This is a genomic window from Micromonospora sp. DT233 (genome assembly GCF_049841815.1).
Taxonomy (GTDB): Bacteria; Actinomycetota; Actinomycetes; order Mycobacteriales; family Micromonosporaceae; genus Micromonospora.
The window spans coordinates 1-16,221 of sequence record NZ_JBNCLB010000001.1 but is presented as its reverse complement, the minus strand read 5'-3'; the positions used below and the strand labels follow the sequence as shown (position 1 = coordinate 16,221).

The 16,221-nt window shown below is 71.3% G+C and carries 16 protein-coding genes; 10 read left to right on the top strand and 6 right to left on the bottom strand.

The window, feature by feature from the left end:
* The first annotated feature begins 59 nt into the window (after window positions 1–59).
* From atpA to ACLQ2V_RS00055, 6 genes are all read left to right on the top strand, one after another.
* Window positions 60–1,700 carry a F0F1 ATP synthase subunit alpha gene (atpA, locus tag ACLQ2V_RS00080; protein ID WP_425716258.1) on the top strand — a complete coding sequence of 547 codons (1,641 nt, stop codon included), beginning with the start codon at window positions 60–62 and terminating at the stop codon, window positions 1,698–1,700.
* 9 nt (window positions 1,701–1,709) lie between these two features.
* Window positions 1,710–2,639, top strand: a complete 930-nt coding sequence (locus ACLQ2V_RS00075) for a F0F1 ATP synthase subunit gamma (protein ID WP_425716257.1) — start codon at window positions 1,710–1,712, stop codon at window positions 2,637–2,639.
* Entirely contained in the window at window positions 2,639–4,093 is a 1,455-nt protein-coding gene (gene atpD, locus ACLQ2V_RS00070; RefSeq protein ID WP_425716256.1) for a F0F1 ATP synthase subunit beta, read from the top strand. The genes ACLQ2V_RS00075 and atpD overlap by 1 nt, the downstream gene beginning before the upstream one ends.
* A 170-nt stretch (window positions 4,094–4,263) precedes the next feature.
* Window positions 4,264–5,499, top strand: coding sequence for an LCP family protein (locus tag ACLQ2V_RS00065; RefSeq protein WP_425716255.1), 1,236 nt, complete (start codon window positions 4,264–4,266; stop codon window positions 5,497–5,499).
* A gap of 103 nt (window positions 5,500–5,602) precedes the next feature.
* Window positions 5,603–5,887: a F0F1 ATP synthase subunit epsilon gene (locus ACLQ2V_RS00060; RefSeq protein ID WP_425716254.1), complete on the top strand. Its 285-nt coding sequence runs from the start codon at window positions 5,603–5,605 to the stop codon at window positions 5,885–5,887.
* A gap of 13 nt (window positions 5,888–5,900) precedes the next feature.
* Window positions 5,901–6,356, top strand: a complete 456-nt coding sequence (locus ACLQ2V_RS00055; RefSeq protein ID WP_425716253.1) for a DUF2550 domain-containing protein — start codon at window positions 5,901–5,903, stop codon at window positions 6,354–6,356.
* A 116-nt stretch (window positions 6,357–6,472) separates the two neighbouring features.
* Here the strand turns inward: ACLQ2V_RS00055 and ACLQ2V_RS00050 are convergent, their stop codons facing one another.
* Together ACLQ2V_RS00050 and ACLQ2V_RS00045 are read right to left on the bottom strand one after the other, a co-directional pair.
* Entirely contained in the window at window positions 6,473–6,697 is a 225-nt protein-coding gene (locus ACLQ2V_RS00050; RefSeq protein WP_425716252.1) for a hypothetical protein, read from the bottom strand.
* Window positions 6,698–6,773: 76 nt separating this feature from the next.
* Window positions 6,774–7,346, bottom strand: a complete 573-nt coding sequence (locus ACLQ2V_RS00045) for a cob(I)yrinic acid a,c-diamide adenosyltransferase (protein ID WP_425716251.1) — start codon at window positions 7,344–7,346, stop codon at window positions 6,774–6,776.
* On the opposite strand from ACLQ2V_RS00045, the gene murA reads away from it, so the two are divergent.
* Window positions 7,345–8,781, top strand: coding sequence for a UDP-N-acetylglucosamine 1-carboxyvinyltransferase (murA, locus tag ACLQ2V_RS00040; RefSeq protein ID WP_425716250.1), 1,437 nt, complete (start codon window positions 7,345–7,347; stop codon window positions 8,779–8,781). The two genes, ACLQ2V_RS00045 and murA, sit on opposite strands and share 2 nt — an antisense overlap.
* A gap of 162 nt (window positions 8,782–8,943) precedes the next feature.
* Window positions 8,944–9,792: a 3-hydroxyacyl-CoA dehydrogenase family protein gene (locus tag ACLQ2V_RS00035; protein ID WP_425716249.1), complete on the top strand. Its 849-nt coding sequence runs from the start codon at window positions 8,944–8,946 to the stop codon at window positions 9,790–9,792.
* Window positions 9,793–9,836: 44 nt separating this feature from the next.
* Here the strand turns inward: ACLQ2V_RS00035 and ACLQ2V_RS00030 are convergent, their stop codons facing one another.
* The gene (locus tag ACLQ2V_RS00030) at window positions 9,837–10,646 is read right to left on the bottom strand and encodes an alpha/beta hydrolase (RefSeq protein ID WP_425716248.1); all 810 of its coding nucleotides are present in this window, start codon (window positions 10,644–10,646) and stop codon (window positions 9,837–9,839) included.
* A 156-nt stretch (window positions 10,647–10,802) separates the two neighbouring features.
* On the opposite strand from ACLQ2V_RS00030, the gene ACLQ2V_RS00025 reads away from it, so the two are divergent.
* Entirely contained in the window at window positions 10,803–11,174 is a 372-nt protein-coding gene (locus ACLQ2V_RS00025) for an SDR family NAD(P)-dependent oxidoreductase (protein WP_425716247.1), read from the top strand.
* On the opposite strand, the gene ACLQ2V_RS00020 is transcribed toward ACLQ2V_RS00025, so the two are convergent.
* Window positions 11,116–11,958, bottom strand: a complete 843-nt coding sequence (locus ACLQ2V_RS00020) for an ABC transporter permease (protein ID WP_425716246.1) — start codon at window positions 11,956–11,958, stop codon at window positions 11,116–11,118. The two genes, ACLQ2V_RS00025 and ACLQ2V_RS00020, sit on opposite strands and share 59 nt — an antisense overlap.
* A complete protein-coding gene (locus ACLQ2V_RS00015; protein ID WP_425716245.1) occupies window positions 11,958–12,803 on the bottom strand; it encodes an ABC transporter ATP-binding protein in 846 nt (281 codons plus the stop codon). The genes ACLQ2V_RS00020 and ACLQ2V_RS00015 overlap by 1 nt, the downstream gene beginning before the upstream one ends.
* Before the next feature lie 133 nt (window positions 12,804–12,936).
* Here ACLQ2V_RS00015 and ACLQ2V_RS00010 point away from each other — a divergent pair, with 133 nt between their 5' ends.
* On the top strand, window positions 12,937–14,943 hold the full coding sequence (locus ACLQ2V_RS00010) for a protein meaA (RefSeq protein WP_425716244.1): 2,007 nt from the start codon (window positions 12,937–12,939) through the stop codon (window positions 14,941–14,943).
* Between the two features lie 28 nt (window positions 14,944–14,971).
* Here the strand turns inward: ACLQ2V_RS00010 and ACLQ2V_RS00005 are convergent, their stop codons facing one another.
* Window positions 14,972–15,265, bottom strand: a complete 294-nt coding sequence (locus ACLQ2V_RS00005) for a DUF1540 domain-containing protein (protein ID WP_425716243.1) — start codon at window positions 15,263–15,265, stop codon at window positions 14,972–14,974.
* Between the last annotated feature and the right edge of the window lie 956 nt (window positions 15,266–16,221).

The following is a 16,221-nucleotide window of genomic DNA, read 5'->3' as shown; positions in this document are numbered from 1 at the left end:
CGCCATTCGGACCGGTCGGTACTAGGTATCCCGGGCCCCTGAATTTAAGGAAGCAGAGGATGGCCGAGCTGACCATCTCGACGGAGGAGATCCGCGGCGCCCTGGAGCGCTATGTCTCCTCCTACTCGCCCGACGTCTCCCGCGAGGAGGTCGGCACCGTCGCCGACACCGGCGACGGCATCGCCCACGTCGAGGGCCTTCCCTCGACCATGACCAACGAGCTCCTGGAGTTCGAGGACGGCACGCTCGGCGTGGCGCTGAACCTCGACGTGCGGGAGATCGGTGTCGTCGTCCTCGGCGACTCCGCGAAGCTCGAAGAGGGCCAGCGCGTCAAGCGCACCGGCCGGGTGCTCTCCGTGCCGGTCGGCGACGCCTTCCTCGGCCGGGTGGTCGACGCGCTCGGCCAGCCGATCGACGCCCTCGGCGACATCGCCAACGAGGGCTTCCGTGAGCTGGAGCTGCAGGCCCCGAACGTGATGTCGCGGCAGTCGGTCTCCGAGCCGCTGCAGACCGGCATCAAGGCGGTCGACGCCATGACCCCGATCGGTCGGGGTCAGCGGCAGCTGATCATCGGCGACCGGAAGACCGGCAAGACCACGGTCGCCTTGGACGCCATCCTCAACCAGCGGGACAACTGGCGCTCCGGCGACCCGAAGAAGCAGGTCCGCTGCATCTACGTCGCCATCGGCCAGAAGGCCTCCACGATCGCCTCGATCAAGGGCATCCTGGAGGAGGCGGGCGCGATGGAATACACCACCATCGTCGCCTCCCCGGCGTCGGACCCGGCCGGCTTCAAGTACCTGGCCCCGTACACCGGCTCGTCCATCGGGCAGCACTGGATGTACGGCGGCAAGCACGTCCTGATCGTCTTCGACGACCTGAGCAAGCAGGCCGAGGCGTACCGGGCCGTGTCGCTGCTGCTGCGTCGCCCGCCGGGCCGCGAGGCGTACCCGGGTGACGTCTTCTACCTGCACTCCCGCCTGCTGGAGCGCTGCGCGAAGCTCTCCGACGAGCTGGGTGGCGGCTCGATGACCGGCCTGCCGATCATCGAGACGAAGGCCAACGACATCTCGGCCTTCATCCCGACCAACGTCATCTCCATCACCGACGGCCAGATCTTCCTGGAGACGGACCTGTTCAACCAGGGCGTCCGGCCGGCCATCAACGTCGGCACCTCGGTCTCCCGGGTCGGCGGTGCCGCCCAGGTGAAGCCGATGCGCAAGGTCGCCGGTTCGCTGCGGCTCAACCTCGCCCAGTACCGCGAGCTGGAGGCGTTCGCCGCCTTCGCCTCCGACCTGGACAAGACCTCGCGGGCCCAGCTGGACCGCGGTTCCCGCCTGGTCGAGCTGCTCAAGCAGCCGAACTACTCGCCGTACCCGGTGCAGGAGCAGGTCGTCTCGGTCTGGGCCGGCGTCGAGGGCAAGCTCGACGACATCCCGGTCGGCGAGGTGCGCCGCTTCGAGTCGGAGTTCCTCCAGTACCTGCGGCACAAGCACGAGGGCACCCTCGCGGCGATCGCCGACAACACCTGGGGTGACGAGATTGTCGCCACTCTCGACCAGGCCATCGCCGGCTTCAAGCAGATGTTCCTGGGCAAGGCCGACGAGCCCCGGATCAACGAGGCCCCGGCCGCCCCGCTGGAGGGCGAGGAGAACCGCGAGACGGTGACCCGCTACCGCGACGCCGCAGAGAAGCAGTAGGGCTGACACATGGCGGCCCAGGTACGCGTTCTTCGTCAACGGATCCGCTCGGCGAAGGGGATGAAGAAGATCACCAAGGCGATGGAGCTCGTGGCGACGAGCCGGATCGCCAAGGCCCAGGCCCGGGTGCAGGCGTCCCTGCCGTACGCCCAGGCCATCACCGGCGTGCTCACCGCGCTGGCGTCCAACGCCCGGATCGACCACCCGCTGCTCAGCCCGCGCGAGCGGGTGCGGCGGGTGGGCGTCCTGCTGGTGACCTCCGACCGGGGCCTGGCCGGCGGTTACAGCTCCAACGCGATCAAGAAGGCGCAGGCGCTGATCGCCCGGCTGAACGCCGAGGGCAAGAAGCCCGTGCTCTACGTCATCGGCCGCAAGGGCGTGGCGTTCTACCGGTTCCGGGACTGGCCGATCGAGGCGAACTGGACGGGCTTCTCGGAGCAGCCGACGTTCGAGGACGCCCGCGAGGTGGGGGAGACGCTGATCAAGGCGTTCACCGCCGGCGCGGACGACACCGACGGCAGCGCCGGGGCGGACGGGGTGCTGGGGGTCGACGAGTTGCACATCGTCTACACCGAGTTCCACTCCCTGATGACCCAGAACCCGGTCACGAAGGTCATCGGCCCGATGCAGGTCGAGGACCTGCCGAGCGCCGAGGGCCCGCTCCCGGCGTACGAGTTCGAGCCGGAGGCGGAGGCGCTGCTCGACGCGCTGCTGCCGAAGTACATCAACACGCGGATCTACGCGGCGTTGCTGGAGTCGGCGGCGAGCGAGTCGGCCGCCCGACGGCGGGCGATGAAGAGCGCCACCGACAACGCCGAAGAGATGATCGAGAAGTACACGCGTGAGATGAACTCGGCCCGTCAGGCCGGCATCACCCAGGAGATCAGCGAGATCGTCGGCGGCGCCAACGCGCTCGCCGCGTCGGGAAGTGAAGTGTGATGACTGTATCCGCAGTTGCTGGTGGACCAGCAGAGACCAGGACGGCCACGGGTCGCGTGGTCCGGGTCATCGGCCCGGTCGTCGACGCCGAGTTCCCGCGCGACGCCATGCCGGCCCTGTTCAACGCCCTGAACGTCGACGTGACGCTCTCCGGCGGCGAGAAGACGCTGACCCTGGAGGTCGCCCAGCACCTCGGCGACAACCTGATCCGCGCCATCTCGATGCAGCCGACCGACGGCCTGGTCCGCGGTGCCGAGGTGCGCGACAGGGGCATGCCGATCCAGGTGCCGGTGGGCGACACGGTCAAGGGCCACGTCTTCAACGCCATCGGCGAGTGCCTCAACCTCACCGAGGGCGAGACGCTGAGCCCGGACGACCACTGGGGCATCCACCGCAAGGCCCCGGCCTTCGCGGACCTGGAGCCGAAGACCGAGATGCTGGAGACCGGCATCAAGGTCATCGACCTGCTGGCCCCGTACGTCAAGGGCGGCAAGATCGGCCTGTTCGGCGGCGCGGGCGTGGGCAAGACGGTGCTCATCCAGGAGATGATCACCCGTGTCGCCCGGAACTTCGGTGGTACGTCGGTCTTCGCCGGCGTGGGTGAGCGCACCCGTGAGGGCAACGACCTCATCGCCGAGATGACCGAGTCCGGCGTCATCGACAAGACCGCGCTGGTCTACGGCCAGATGGACGAGCCGCCGGGCACCCGGCTGCGGGTCGCCCTCTCCGCGCTGACCATGGCGGAGTACTTCCGTGACGTGAAGAAGCAGGAGGTGCTGCTCTTCATCGACAACATCTTCCGCTTCACCCAGGCCGGTTCCGAGGTCTCCACGCTGCTCGGCCGCATGCCGAGCGCCGTGGGTTACCAGCCGACCCTGGCCGACGAGATGGGCGAGCTCCAGGAGCGGATCACCTCCGTCCGGGGCCAGGCCATCACCTCGTTGCAGGCGATCTACGTGCCGGCGGACGACTACACCGACCCCGCCCCGGCCACCACGTTCGCCCACCTCGACGCCACCACCAACCTGGAGCGGTCGATCTCCGACAAGGGCATCTACCCGGCGGTGGACCCGCTGGCGTCCTCGTCGCGGATCCTCGCCCCGGAGTTCGTCGGCGCCGAGCACTTCGCGGTCGCCACCGAGGTCAAGCGGATCCTGCAGAAGTACAAGGACCTGCAGGACATCATCGCCATCCTCGGCATCGAGGAACTCTCCGAGGAAGACAAGATCACCGTGCAGCGTGCGCGGCGGATCGAGCGCTTCCTGTCGCAGAACACCTACGCGGCGGAGCAGTTCACCGGCGTTCCGGGCTCGACGGTCCCGATCACCGAGACCATCGAGGCGTTCAAGAAGATCAGCGAGGGGGAGTACGACCACTTCCCCGAGCAGGCGTTCTTCATGTGCGGTGGCCTGGAGGACCTGGAGAAGAAGGCCGCGGAGCTCATGAAGAGCTAGTTGCGCGTTTCGTAGTGACGAGGACCGTCCCGGTGATCACCGGGACGGTCCTCGTTCTCGTGCGCCGCGCGGTACCGTGGCGGTCCACGCCGTCCCCCGGACGAGTGATTGTTGTGACAACTTATCGGCTGGGAGCGCCCGTCTTCTCCTCGTGGGCGTGACGAACGGAGATGCTCGTGGTAAAGGCCGGCAAGGGCGACAAGGCCGACGAGGCCGGCGAGGCCGACAAGGGTGGCAAGGTCGGCAGGGCCGACAAGGGTGGCAAGGTCGGCAGGGCCGACAAGGGTGGCAGGAGGAAACGCTCCGTCTGGTCGGGTGTGCCGCGCTGGGCGCGGGTGTGCACGATCCTCGGCGTCGTGCTCCTGCTGTTCAGCGGCGCGGGGCTGGTGGGCTACGAGGCGCTGGTCTCCCGGTACGAGGGGGCCGTCGGCAAGGGCGACCTCTTCGGCGACGAGGCGGCGGGCGCCCAGGAGCCCACGAGTGACGTCAAGGGGCCGCTCAACATCCTGCTGGTCGGCATCGACCCGCGCGACCCGACGATGCCGCCGCTGGCCGATTCGATCATGGTGCTGCACGTCTCGACCCAACTGGACCGGGCGTACCTCTTCTCGCTGCCCCGGGACCTGCGGGTGGAGATCCCGAGGTTCAGCAAGGCCGACTTCAACGGCGGCACGGACAAGCTGAACGCCGCCATGTCGTACGGCAGCCGGGTGCCGGGGGGCGACCCGGACGCCGCGCGGGGCTTCGAACTGCTGGCCAAGACCGTGCAGCAGGTGGTCGGGGTGGAGCGCTTCGACGCCGGGGCGATCATCAACTTCACCGGCTTCAAGAAGATCGTTGACGCGATGGGCGGCGTCGACATGTACATCGAGCACGAGGTGCGCTCCGAGCACCGCGAACCCAGCGGGGTGCACCGCAAGGGCAACCCGGACGGCGAGGGGTACGTCGGCCCGCAGGCGGTCTACAAGAAGGGAAACCGGCACCTCAACGGCTGGCAGGCACTGGACTACGTGCGGCAGCGCTACCCGCGTAACGGCGTCCCGGACGCCGACTACGGCAGGCAGCGCCACCAGCAGCAGTTCATCAAGGCGATGGTCGACCAGGCGTTCAGCGCCGACGTGGTGACCAATCCGATCAAGCTGGACCGGGTGATCCGGGCCGCCGGGCAGTCGCTGATCTTCAACGGTCGGGGCAACGGTGTGATCGACTTCGCCATCGCCCTCAAGGGCATCCGCTCGAGCAACGTCGAGCTGATCAAGCTGCCGGGGGAGAACATCGGCACCGGCGCCGGCTACCGGGGGGAGCGGCTGCTGCCCGAGGCCGAGGACTTCTTCGCGGCGTTGAAGAAGGAGCAGTTGGACGCCTTCCTGCTGGAGCATCCCGACTTCCGCAACAAGACCAGGTAGTGCCCCGGACGCGGGGTGGCGCAGCTTACGCCACCCGCGTTCGGTGCTCGGGGGCGGCGCGACTAGACTTTCGACATTCCGCCCGCCGCAGCAAGGAGACAGCGTGGCACAGCAGCTTCACGTCGAGCTCGTGGCCGTCGAGGAGAAGATCTGGTCCGGCGAGGCCGAGATGGTGGTCGCCCGGACGACCGAGGGTGAGCTGGGTGTGCTGCCGGGGCATGCGCCCCTCCTGGGCCAGCTCGCCGATCCTGGCCAGGTCCGGATCAAGCTTCCCGGTGGCGAGCAGGTCTCCTACGAGGTGGCCGGTGGCTTCCTCTCGGTGAGCCGCGAGGGCGTCACGGTGCTCGCCGAGAGCGCCACCCCGGTCACCGCCGCACCGAGCCGCTGAGCCAACCCGGCCGATGCAGATCGTGGAGGGAATCGGGATCGGCTTCGCCGCCGTGCTCGTCGCCCTCCTCTTTCTCTTCGTCCGGCGCGCGCTGGTGACCCGCAGCGGTGGGATCATCCGGCTCGGTGTCCGGGTCTCCACGATGCTCGACGGTCGGGGCTGGTCTCCGGGTTTCGGCCGCTTCAGCGGCGACGAGCTGCGGTGGTACCGGATGTTCTCCTTCGCGCTGCGCCCCAAGCTGGTGCTCAGCCGCAAGGGCCTGGTGGTGCAGCGCCGGCGGTTGCCCGAGGGGCAGGAACGCCTCTCCATGCCCGCCGACTGGGTGATCCTGCGCTGTACCAGTCGACAGGCGCCGGTGGAGATCGCGATGGCGAAATCCACCGTCACCGGCTTCCTCTCCTGGCTCGAGGCCGCCCCGCCCGGGGCGGCCTCGCCGCGTCTGGCCTCCCAGGACTGGCCCGCCGCCTGAGCCGCCCCGCCCCCGCCTGAGAGCCGCCCCGCCCCCGCCTGAGCCGCCCCGCCCCCGCCTGAGCCGCCCCGCCGTCGGGCGGGAGCCGGGCCGTCCGACCCGGCCGCCGGGCCGGGTCAGGGGAGCGCGGCGACCAGCTCGACCTCGTACCCCTGATCGTCGGTGAGGTAGGCCGCGTGGCTCTCCGGGCCCCCCGCGTGCGGGTGGCGGTCCGGGAAGAGCAGCGTCCAGCCGTGCGCGGGCGCGGCAGCGACCAGCCGCTGCACGTCGGCCGGCGCTCCGGCGTGGAAGGCCAGGTGGTTCAGGCCCGGGGCGAGCCGGTCGTGGTTTCGACCGGACATCGCCGGGGACTCCTCCAGCACCAGGTACGTCGCCCCGGTCGGGGCCCTGCACCACGTCGGGTGGGGGCCTCGCCGCTTAGCGCTGACCGCCCGGGACCCATAGCACGTCCCCCGCCGGGTTTGCCGTTCTTGACAGGATGAAGAGCAGATCGGAGAGCCGGTTGAGATACTTTGCCGGGAGGGGGCTGGTCCGGTCGGGGTCGTGGGCGACCAGCGCCCACGCCGCACGCTCGGCCCGCCGGGCGATCGTCCGTGCCACGTGCAGCAGCGCCGCACCGGGGGTGCCGCCGGGGAGGATGAAGGAGTCGAGCTTGCTCAGGCGTGCGTTGTACTCGTCGCACCACCCTTCGAGGCGCTCCACGTACTCCTCGGTGACCCGCAGCGGCGGGTACTGCGGGTCCGGCTCCACGGGGGTGGAGAGGTCGGCCCCCACGTCGAACATGTCGTTCTGGATGGATCCCAGCACCGCCCGCAGCTCGTCGTCGAGCTGCCCGAGGGCGAGGGCGACGCCGAGCGCGGCGTTGCACTCGTCGACGTCCGCGTACGCGGTGATGCGCGGATCGGTCTTCGGCACCTGCTCGTTGTTGCTCAGCCTGGTCATGCCGGCGTCGCCGGCCTTGGTGTAGATGCGCGTGAGGTGGACGGCCATGACGCACAGCCTACGGATACCGGACCTGACCGTCCCCGCTCGACCGGCCGAGACCCGGCCGGCCGGCGTCGGCCCCGGTGATGCCGGCGACCCGGCGGTCAACGACGTCGACGTCATCCGGGTCACCGGGGACGCCCGGCTCGCCGGCACGGTGCACGTCGTCGGCGCGAAGAACTCGGCCCTGAAGCTGATGGCCGCCGCCCTGCTGGCCCCCGGCCGCAGCGTGATCACCAACGTCCCCCGGATAACCGACATCGCCATCATGGGCGAGGTGCTGCGCCGGCTGGGCTGCGAGGTCCGGTTCGACGCCGACGACCCGGTCGACCCGATGGTGGCGCGGGGCGGGTCGGCCCGCTCCCGGTCGGTCACCATCGACGTGCCGGCCCGGCCGGGCGCGGAGGCCGACTACGACCTGGTACGCCGGCTGCGGGCGTCGATCTGCGTGCTGGGCCCCCTGCTGGCCCGCCGGGGGTACGTCCGGGTGGCCCATCCGGGTGGGGACGCCATCGGCTCCCGGGGGCTGGACATGCACGTCGCCGGGCTGACCCGGATGGGCGCGGACATCTCCGGCGAGCACGGCTTCGTCATCGCCGCCGCCCCGGACGGCCTGCACGGCGCGGAGATCGTGCTCGACTTCCCCAGCGTCGGGGCCACCGAGAACCTGGTGATGGCCGCCGTCCTGGCCCGGGGCGACACGGTGATCGACAACGCGGCCCGGGAGCCGGAGATCGTCGATCTCTGCGCCATGCTCGTCCGGATGGGCGCCCGGATCGAGGGGGCCGGCACCTCCACCGTGCACATCGCCGGGGTGCCGGAGCTGCGGCCGGTGCGGCACGCCACCGTGGGGGACCGGATCGTCGCCGGGACCTGGGCGTTCGCCGCCGCGATGACCCGGGGGGACGTCACCGTGACGGGCATCGACCCGGGCTTCCTGGAGGTGGCGCTGGACAAGCTGGTCTGCGCCGGCGGCCTGGTCGAGACCAACGGCGACAGCTTCCGGGTACGCATGGACACCCGCCCCCGGGCCGTCGACGTGGTCACCCTGCCGTACCCGGGCTTCGCCACCGACCTGCTGCCGATGGCGATCGGGCTGGCGGCGGTCAGCGACGGGGCGTCCCTGATCACCGAGAACATCTTCGACGGCCGGTTCATGTTCGCCAACGAGATGATGCGGCTCGGCGCGGACATCAAGACCGACGGTCACCACGCCGTGGTCCGGGGCCGGGAACGGCTCTCCGGCGCGCCGGTGCGGGCCACCGACATCCGGGCCGGCGCGGGGCTGATCATCGGCGGGCTCTGCGCCGCCGGGGTGACCGAGGTGTCCCACGTGCACCACGTGGACCGCGGCTACCCGGACTTCGTCGCCGACCTGCGGGCGCTGGGCGTGCAGGTCGAGCGCGGCAGCGTGCCGGACGAGCCGGCGCTGGAGATCTGAGCCCGCCCCCGACCCACGCGACGCGGCGAGGCGGACGAGCAGCCGGCCGCCGTCCCGGTAAGGCGGGCTGGTCGCCGGCCGCCGCCTCGGCCGGCTTAGCCATCGTTCAATCTCGCCGACTAGGGTGCAGACAGACACTCAATCGCAGCGAGGGAGAAGCAGATGGCGGGTCGACTCGCGGTCGTCGGGGCCGGGCTGATGGGCTCGGGCATCGCCCAGGTGGCGGCGCAGGCAGGCTGGCAGGTGACGCTGCGGGACCTCGACGACGCGGCCACCGGGCGCGGGCTGGCCGGCATCCGGAAGTCGCTGGAGAAGTTCGCCGAGAAGGGCAAGATCGCCGGCGACGAGGTCGAGGCCACGCTGGGGCGGATCACGCCGACCACCGACCTGGAGGCGGCGGCCGACGCGGACATCGTGGTCGAGGCGGTCTTCGAGCGGCTGGAGATCAAGCACGAGGTCTTCCGGGCGCTGGACAAGATCTGCAAGGCCGACGCGGTGCTCGCCACGAACACCTCCGCCATCCCGGTCACCCAGATCGCCGCCGTGACCGAGCGCCCCGAGGCGGTCGTCGGCACGCACTTCTTCTCCCCGGTGCCGATGATGAAGCTCTGCGAGCTGGTGCGCGGGTACAAGACCAGCGACGAGACCCTCGCCACCGTCCGGGCGTTCGCCGAGGGCATCGGCAAGACCGTCGTGGTGGTCAACCGGGACATCGCCGGCTTCGTCACCACCCGGCTGATCTCCGCCCTGGTCGTGGAGGCGGTCAAGCTGGTCGAGTCCGGGGTGGTCTCGGCCGAGGATCTGGACACGGCCTGCAAGCTGGGCTTCGGTCACGCCATGGGCCCGTTGGCCACCACCGACCTGACCGGCGTGGACGTGCTGCTGCACGCCTCGAAGAACATCTACACCGACACCGCCGACGAGAAGTTCTTCCCGCCGGAGCTGCTGCAGCGCATGGTCACCGCCGGGGACCTGGGCCGCAAGACCGGCAAGGGCTTCTACACGTACTGACGCGACGCCGACGCCCTGACCCGTTCCCGCCAACCGGGGGCGGGTCAGGGGCGCGGCGGGGTGAGGGCCGCGCCCAGCAGGGCGAAGGCGTCGGGGATGAGGGTGCCCCAGTAGACGAAGTTGTGCCGGCCGTCGGCGTACTCGGCGCGGGCCGGCGGCTCGGGCAGGGCCCGCGCCAGCGCCCGCACGTCGCGCAGCAGGTTGTCCTGCCGGCCGCACCAGAGCCCGACGGGGGTGCCGCGCAGCCGCGGCGCCCCGGCGAAGACCGCGTCCCCGGGGCGTACGGCGGGGGAGAACGCGGCGACCGCGCGCAGCCAGCCGGGGAAGGTCTCGGCCAGCAGCAGCGACCCGAAGCCGCCCATCGACCAGCCCCAGGCGACGACGCGGCCGGTGTCGAAGCCGCGCTCGGCGCACCAGGCGGGCAGCTCCTCGCGGACCATCCGCTGCGGGTCGTCGTCGCCGGAGCGACGCCAGGCCAGCCGGCCGCCGGTGGCCCCGGCGAGCACGAACGGCGGTGCGCCCCGGCGCACCGCGTCGGTCAGGAACCGGGCCAGGCCGAAGCGGGCGAAGTCGCGCGGGGTGGACGACGCGCCGTGCAGCACCAGGCAGACCGGCAGCCCTCGGCCGTCGCCGTAACCGGCGGGCACGGCGGTCCAGAAGTCGACGGTCCGGCCCCGCGCCGCCGACGCGCGCCGCAGCAGCCGCTCGTCGCCGGCCGGGGCGTCCGGCAGCGCCGGGCTCGGACCGGGGCGTGGGCCGGCCAACTGCTTCGCCGCCGCGCCCCCGGCCACGGTCAGCGCCGCCGTGGCGGCCCCGGCCAGGAGCAGCCCGCGCCGCGTAGGTCTCCCCACCACCGGGCCAGTCTGTCAGCCCCGGGCTGGGCGCGCCGCCCCGCCGTCACCCCGTCCTGTCGGCCCCGGCGACCATGCGGACGAGGGTGTCGACGAGATCGTCCGTGGTGGTGCGCCACTTGCCCGGGGCGAGGTGACCGCTGACCTCTGTCCGCGCGGGTGACTGCCCTGCTGCGCAGCAGGAGCCGCGTGATCAACATCGGCTCGATCGGTGGCCGGGTCGCCATGCCCACCTACGGGGCGTACGCCGGCGCGAAGTTCGCCCTGGAGGCCGTCGGTGACTCGCTCCGCCGGGAGGTCGCGCCGCTGGGCGTACGGGTGGTCGTGATCCAACCCCGTCGGCCGGGATGCCGCCCTGCTCGCCCGCCTGTCCCGGCTGCTTTCCGACCGCACGCTCGACCGGGTCAGCGCCGCCAACCTGCGCCCCCACTATCCACAGGGCGCCACTGCGTGACCCCACGCAGCGACGGGGTCAGCCGTCGCGCTTGGTGGTCCAGCGGAACGTGGTCAGGCAGAGCACCACGCCGATGACGCACCAGAGGCTGAGCACGAGGGCGACCCGGCCCAGCTCGAACGAGCCGCCGGGCTCCTGCGCGCCGAAGCTCTCGGGCAGGAAGACCGAGCGTAGGCCCTGGCACATCCACTTCAGCGGGAAGAGCGCCGCCACCTGCTGCATCCAGGTCGGCAGGCTGGTGAAGACGAAGAAGACCCCGGAGATGAACTGGAGCACCAGGGCGACCGGGGTGACCACGGCGGAGCCGCTGCGCGCGGTGCGGGCCAGCGAGGAGATCGCGATGCCGCAGAGGGTGCAGGCGGTGACGCCGAGGACGGAGACCCAGCCGAAGGTGAGCCACTTGCCGGCCGTGCCAGGCAGCGTCAGGTCGAACAGGGCGACCGAGACGGCCAGCAGCAGGGCGGTCTCGGCCACGCCGATCGCCACCACCATGATCACCTTGCCGGCGAACCAGACCCACTTCGGCATCGGCGTGCCCCGGTAGCGCTTGAGCACCCCCCGGTCGCGCTCGATCGGGATCCAGATGCCGAGGTTCTGGAAGCTGACGGTCATCAGGCCGGTGGCGATCATGCCGGTGATGAAGTACTGCGTGTAGCTCACCCCGGGGGCGATCTCGTCGCTGAAGATCGCCGCGAAGATCAAGATCATGATGATCGGGAAACCCATCGTGAACACGACGGACTCCCGGCTGCGCAGGAACTGGGTGATCTCCAGCCGCCCCTGCCGCAGGGCGAGCGAGCCCGCCCCGAGCCGGCGGGCCGGTGCGGCGAGCGGGGCCGCCGGCTTCGTGGTGGTGGTCATCAGTGTCCGATCATCTTCAGGTAGACGTCTTCCAGGGTCGGCCGGGTCACCGTGAGACCGGGCACCTCGCCGCCGTGGCGCGCGGCCAGCTCCGCGATCAGGGCCGTCGGCGTCGCGCTCTGCGCGCTCTCCAGCACCCCCGCCGGGGTACGCCACGAGACCGTCGCCAGGGCCTCCTGGCGGTTGCCGAGCAGGTTCGGCGGGGAGACCTCGACCAGCCGGCCGGCGGCGATCACCCCGACCCGGTCGGCCAGCGACTCCGCCTCGTCGAGGTAGTGCGTGGTGAGCACGATGGTGGTGCCGGCGGCGGCCAGGTCCCGGATCAGCTCCCAGAACTCCCGCCGGGCCTCCGGGTCGAAGCCGGTGGTCGGCTCGTCCAGGAAGAGCAGCTCGGGGCGGCCGATGATGCCCAGCGCCACGTCGAGGCGGCGTTTCTGCCCGCCGGAGAGGGTGTGCGTGCGGGCCTTCGCCTTGGCGCCCAGGCCGACCCGCTCGACGACCTTCGCCGGGTCGTCGGCGTTGGGATAGAAGCCGGAGAAGTGCCGGACCACCTCGCCGACGGTCAACTCGTCGAACTCGCCGGTGCCCTGGAGCACGATGCCGACCCGTGAGCGCCAGCGCGGGTCGGGGTGGGCGGGGTCGCTGCCCAGCACGGAGACCTCGCCGCCGTCGCGCTGCCGGTACCCCTCCAGGATCTCCACCGTGGTGGTCTTGCCCGCGCCGTTCGGGCCGAGCAGGGCGAACACCTCGCCCCGGTGGACCGCGAGGTCCACGCCTGCCACCGCGACGTTGTCGCCGTACGCCTTGCGCAGGCCCCGGACGGAGATCGCGAGCTCGTCATCCATGCCGTCAAGTGTGCGTCGTGCCCGGCCGCCAGCGCGGGTCGGGGTGGCCGGCGCGGGGTCGGGCGCGGCCGTCGCATGGACCTGTGTGGTTTTTCACCGACTTCCGTACTGAACGGTAACTTAGACTCCGGCCATGGATGAGAAGGCTCCAGGCGGCGGCCGGCTACCCGAGCGCGACCGCCCGTGGGTGATGCGCACCTACGCCGGGCACTCCTCGGCCGCCGCGAGCAACGCCCTGTTCCGCCGCAACCTGGCCAAGGGGCAGACCGGCCTGTCGATCGCCTTCGACCTGCCCACCCAGACCGGGTACGACCCGGACCACGAGCTGGCCGTCGGCGAGGTGGGCCGGGTCGGGGTGCCGGTGGCCCACCTGGGCGACATGCGGGCCCTCTTCGACGGCCTGCCGCTGGCCGAGACGAACACGTCCATGACGATCAACGCCCCGGCGATGTGGCTGCTGGCCCTCTACCGCACCGTCGGCGCGGAGCAGGGCGCGGACCCGGCCCGCTGCGCCGGCACCACCCAGAACGACATCATCAAGGAGTACCTCTCCCGGGGCACGCACATCTTCCCGCCGGCGGCGTCGCTGCGGCTGACCGCCGACGTCGTCGCGTACACGCTGGTCGAGATGCCCCGGTGGAACCCGGTGAACATCTGCTCGTACCACCTCCAGGAGGCCGGTGCGACGCCGGTGCAGGAGGTCGGCTTCGCCCTCGCCACCGCCGTCGCCGTGCTGGACGCGGTGCGCGACGCCGGCCAGGTGCCGGCCGAGCGGCTCGGCGACGTGGTCGCCCGGATCTCGTTCTTCGTCAACGCCGGGGTGCGCTTCGTCGAGGAGATCGCCAAGATGCGCGCGTTCGGCGTGCTCTGGGACGAGATCACCCGAGAGCGGTACGGGGTAACGGACCCGAAGCAGCGCCGGTTCCGCTACGGCGTGCAGGTCAACTCCCTCGGCCTGACCGAGGCCCAGCCGGAGAACAACATCCAGCGGATCGTGCTGGAGATGCTCGGCGTCACCCTCTCCCGCGCCGCCCGCGCCCGCGCCGTGCAGCTCCCGGCCTGGAACGAGGCGCTGGGCCTGCCCCGCCCCTGGGACCAGCAATGGTCGCTGCGGATGCAGCAGGTCCTCGCGTACGAGTCGGACCTGCTGGAATACCCGGACATCCTCGCCGGCTCGCACGTGATGACCGCGCTCGTCGACGAGATCGTCACCGGGGCGCGGGCGGAACTGGACACGGTGCTGCGGTTGGGTGGCGTGGTGGCCGCCGTCGAGTCCGGTCACCTCAAGAGCGCGCTGGTCGCCTCGCTGGCCGAGCGCCGCCGCCGGCTGGAGGACGGCACCGACGTGGTGGTCGGCGTCAACCGCTTCACCGAGACCGAGCCGTCGCCGCTGACCGCGGCCGGCGCGGAGGCGATCGAGCAGGTCGACCCGGCGGTGGAGGCAGCCGCCGTGGCCTCCGTACGCCGGTGGCGGGCCGAGCGGGACGGCGCGGCGGTCGCGGCCGCGCTGGACCGGCTGCGCGCGGACGCCGCGACCAGCGCCAACCTGATGCCCGCCACGCTGGAATGCGCGCGGGCCGGGGCGACCACGGGGGAGTGGGCGGGCGCGCTGCGCGAGGTCTTCGGCGAGTACCGGGCACCCACCGGGCTGGCCGGCGCCGCCGGCGGCGGCGACGACACGGGCCTGACCGCAGTGCGGGAACGGGTCGCGGCCACCGCCCGCGAGCTGGGCAGCGGCCGGCTGCGGCTGCTGGTCGGCAAGCCCGGCCTGGACGGGCACTCCAACGGCGCCGAACAGATCGCGGTACGCGCCCGCGACGCCGGCTTCGAGGTGATCTACCAGGGCATCCGGCTGACCGCCGGGCAGATCGTCGCCGCCGCCGTCGAGGAGGACGTCGACCTGGTGGGCCTGTCGGTGCTCTCCGGCTCGCACCTGGCCGCCGTGCCGGCGGTGCTGGACGGCCTGCGCGCCGCCGGCCGGGGTGACCTGCCGGTGGTGGTCGGCGGCATCATCCCGCCCGCCGACGCGGAGACGCTGCTGGCCGCCGGGGTGGCCCGCGTCTTCACCCCGAAGGACTTCGCCCTCACCGGCATCATCGACGACCTGGTGACCGTCGTCCGCACCGCCAACGGCCTGTAACGCACGGGTCGTCAACGGTGCTGGTCGGTCAGCGGCCGTCGTAGGTCATGCAGTCGGCCATGTCGTTGTCCGGGCCGACCCGGATGGACGGGGCGTGGCACTCGAGCTGCTCGTTGTGCCGACAGTCCGACCGCTGACAGGCACCCACCTGGGCGATCGCGTCGATCCCGCCGCGCACCGGCAGATCGATGAAGGTATGGCAGTGGGCGTGGTCGGGGCTGCCGATCGTGATGGCGAAGGCGTGACAGTCGCTGGTGTGGTTGTACGCGCAGGCCGTGACCACGCATTCCTGGACGCGGGGCATTTCCATCGCCGTCGTCATGACGACCTCCTCTGCTGACGTGGACTCCCTTCCGATATTAGTTTTTTGCCGGATTTTCGGTGGCGGATCGGCCGTAACCGACAGCGGCGGAGGCTGGCCGTTCCGGTCTCATGCGCCGAGGCGCCCTGGACCCGGCGGGCCCTGGCGACCAGCGGACACGCCGGCCCCACCCTTAAGCCCGCGTTGATCAAGAGGTTTGCGTCAGCTTTGATCTCCAGCGTGACACAAACCTCTTGATCAACGCGGCGGCGCCAATGCGTTCGACCAAATCGTCGACTGGTTGGGCTCGAATCAACACGATGTCAAGGACATGGGGCCTTTCGGGCGGAGGGATGCCCCAATGTCACTGACGGGGTCGACCATGTCCCGGTTGGGGTCCATCCGGTCCGATGGGTCCGGCCGGGTGGGCCGGGCGGGTGCGGTGGCCTAGGCGGGCTGGGCGGCGCACTGGGTGTGACGGCCGGCATCGTGGGGGCGGAACATCGGCCGGCTCGGGGTGGTTGTACATGGCGGACGATCGAGCAGCGCTCTCCGAGCCGCCCGCACTCGTGGCGTAGCCGGCGAGGACGTTTGCGAGGGCCTGGCCAACCGCCACCGCCAAGGGCGGCACCTCCTGGATGCTATGGAGCTGAGTCGTTTACGACATCGCCCCGCGATCGCCCGGCTGAGTCGTTTGCGACATCAGCTCCAGATAGCCCGCGAGAGGACTCCCGGTCGGCGGGCCGTTTCCTGGAATGCGGCCGGGTCGCCGGTGGTTACACCTGGACCGCGCCATCACAGCCCGGCCCCGCCACCACCGCGAGCCCCGCCCTCGTCGGGCCGTGCGTGCGGCGCGGAACGACATCTTCCCCGTGTGTTTTCCCCATGTTGGGCGCCCCCGCGTGGTGCTCACATCCGTGTCTGTCGTCCCCCCGGATGGCGTGCGGGTGTCGATCCCCGATTGGAGTCACCCCCAT

Bases quoted from the DNA above. Each gene is read 5' to 3' on its own strand.
- atpD (WP_425716256.1), top strand. From the start codon at position 2,639: ATGACTGTATCCGCAGTTGCTGGTGGACCAGCAGAGACCAGGACGGCC.
- atpA (WP_425716258.1), top strand. From the start codon at position 60: ATGGCCGAGCTGACCATCTCGACGGAGGAGATCCGCGGCGCCCTGGAG.
- ACLQ2V_RS00050 (WP_425716252.1), bottom strand. From the start codon at position 6,697: ATGTCCGGTCGAAACCACGACCGGCTCGCCCCGGGCCTGAACCACCTG.
- ACLQ2V_RS00055 (WP_425716253.1), top strand. From the start codon at position 5,901: ATGCAGATCGTGGAGGGAATCGGGATCGGCTTCGCCGCCGTGCTCGTC.
- ACLQ2V_RS00020 (WP_425716246.1), bottom strand. From the start codon at position 11,958: ATGACCACCACCACGAAGCCGGCGGCCCCGCTCGCCGCACCGGCCCGC.
- murA (WP_425716250.1), top strand. From the start codon at position 7,345: ATGACGCACAGCCTACGGATACCGGACCTGACCGTCCCCGCTCGACCG.
- ACLQ2V_RS00045 (WP_425716251.1), bottom strand. From the start codon at position 7,346: ATGGCCGTCCACCTCACGCGCATCTACACCAAGGCCGGCGACGCCGGC.
- ACLQ2V_RS00005 (WP_425716243.1), bottom strand. From the start codon at position 15,265: ATGACGACGGCGATGGAAATGCCCCGCGTCCAGGAATGCGTGGTCACG.
- ACLQ2V_RS00035 (WP_425716249.1), top strand. From the start codon at position 8,944: ATGGCGGGTCGACTCGCGGTCGTCGGGGCCGGGCTGATGGGCTCGGGC.
- ACLQ2V_RS00075 (WP_425716257.1), top strand. From the start codon at position 1,710: ATGGCGGCCCAGGTACGCGTTCTTCGTCAACGGATCCGCTCGGCGAAG.
- ACLQ2V_RS00065 (WP_425716255.1), top strand. From the start codon at position 4,264: ATGCTCGTGGTAAAGGCCGGCAAGGGCGACAAGGCCGACGAGGCCGGC.
- ACLQ2V_RS00015 (WP_425716245.1), bottom strand. From the start codon at position 12,803: ATGGATGACGAGCTCGCGATCTCCGTCCGGGGCCTGCGCAAGGCGTAC.
- ACLQ2V_RS00010 (WP_425716244.1), top strand. From the start codon at position 12,937: ATGGATGAGAAGGCTCCAGGCGGCGGCCGGCTACCCGAGCGCGACCGC.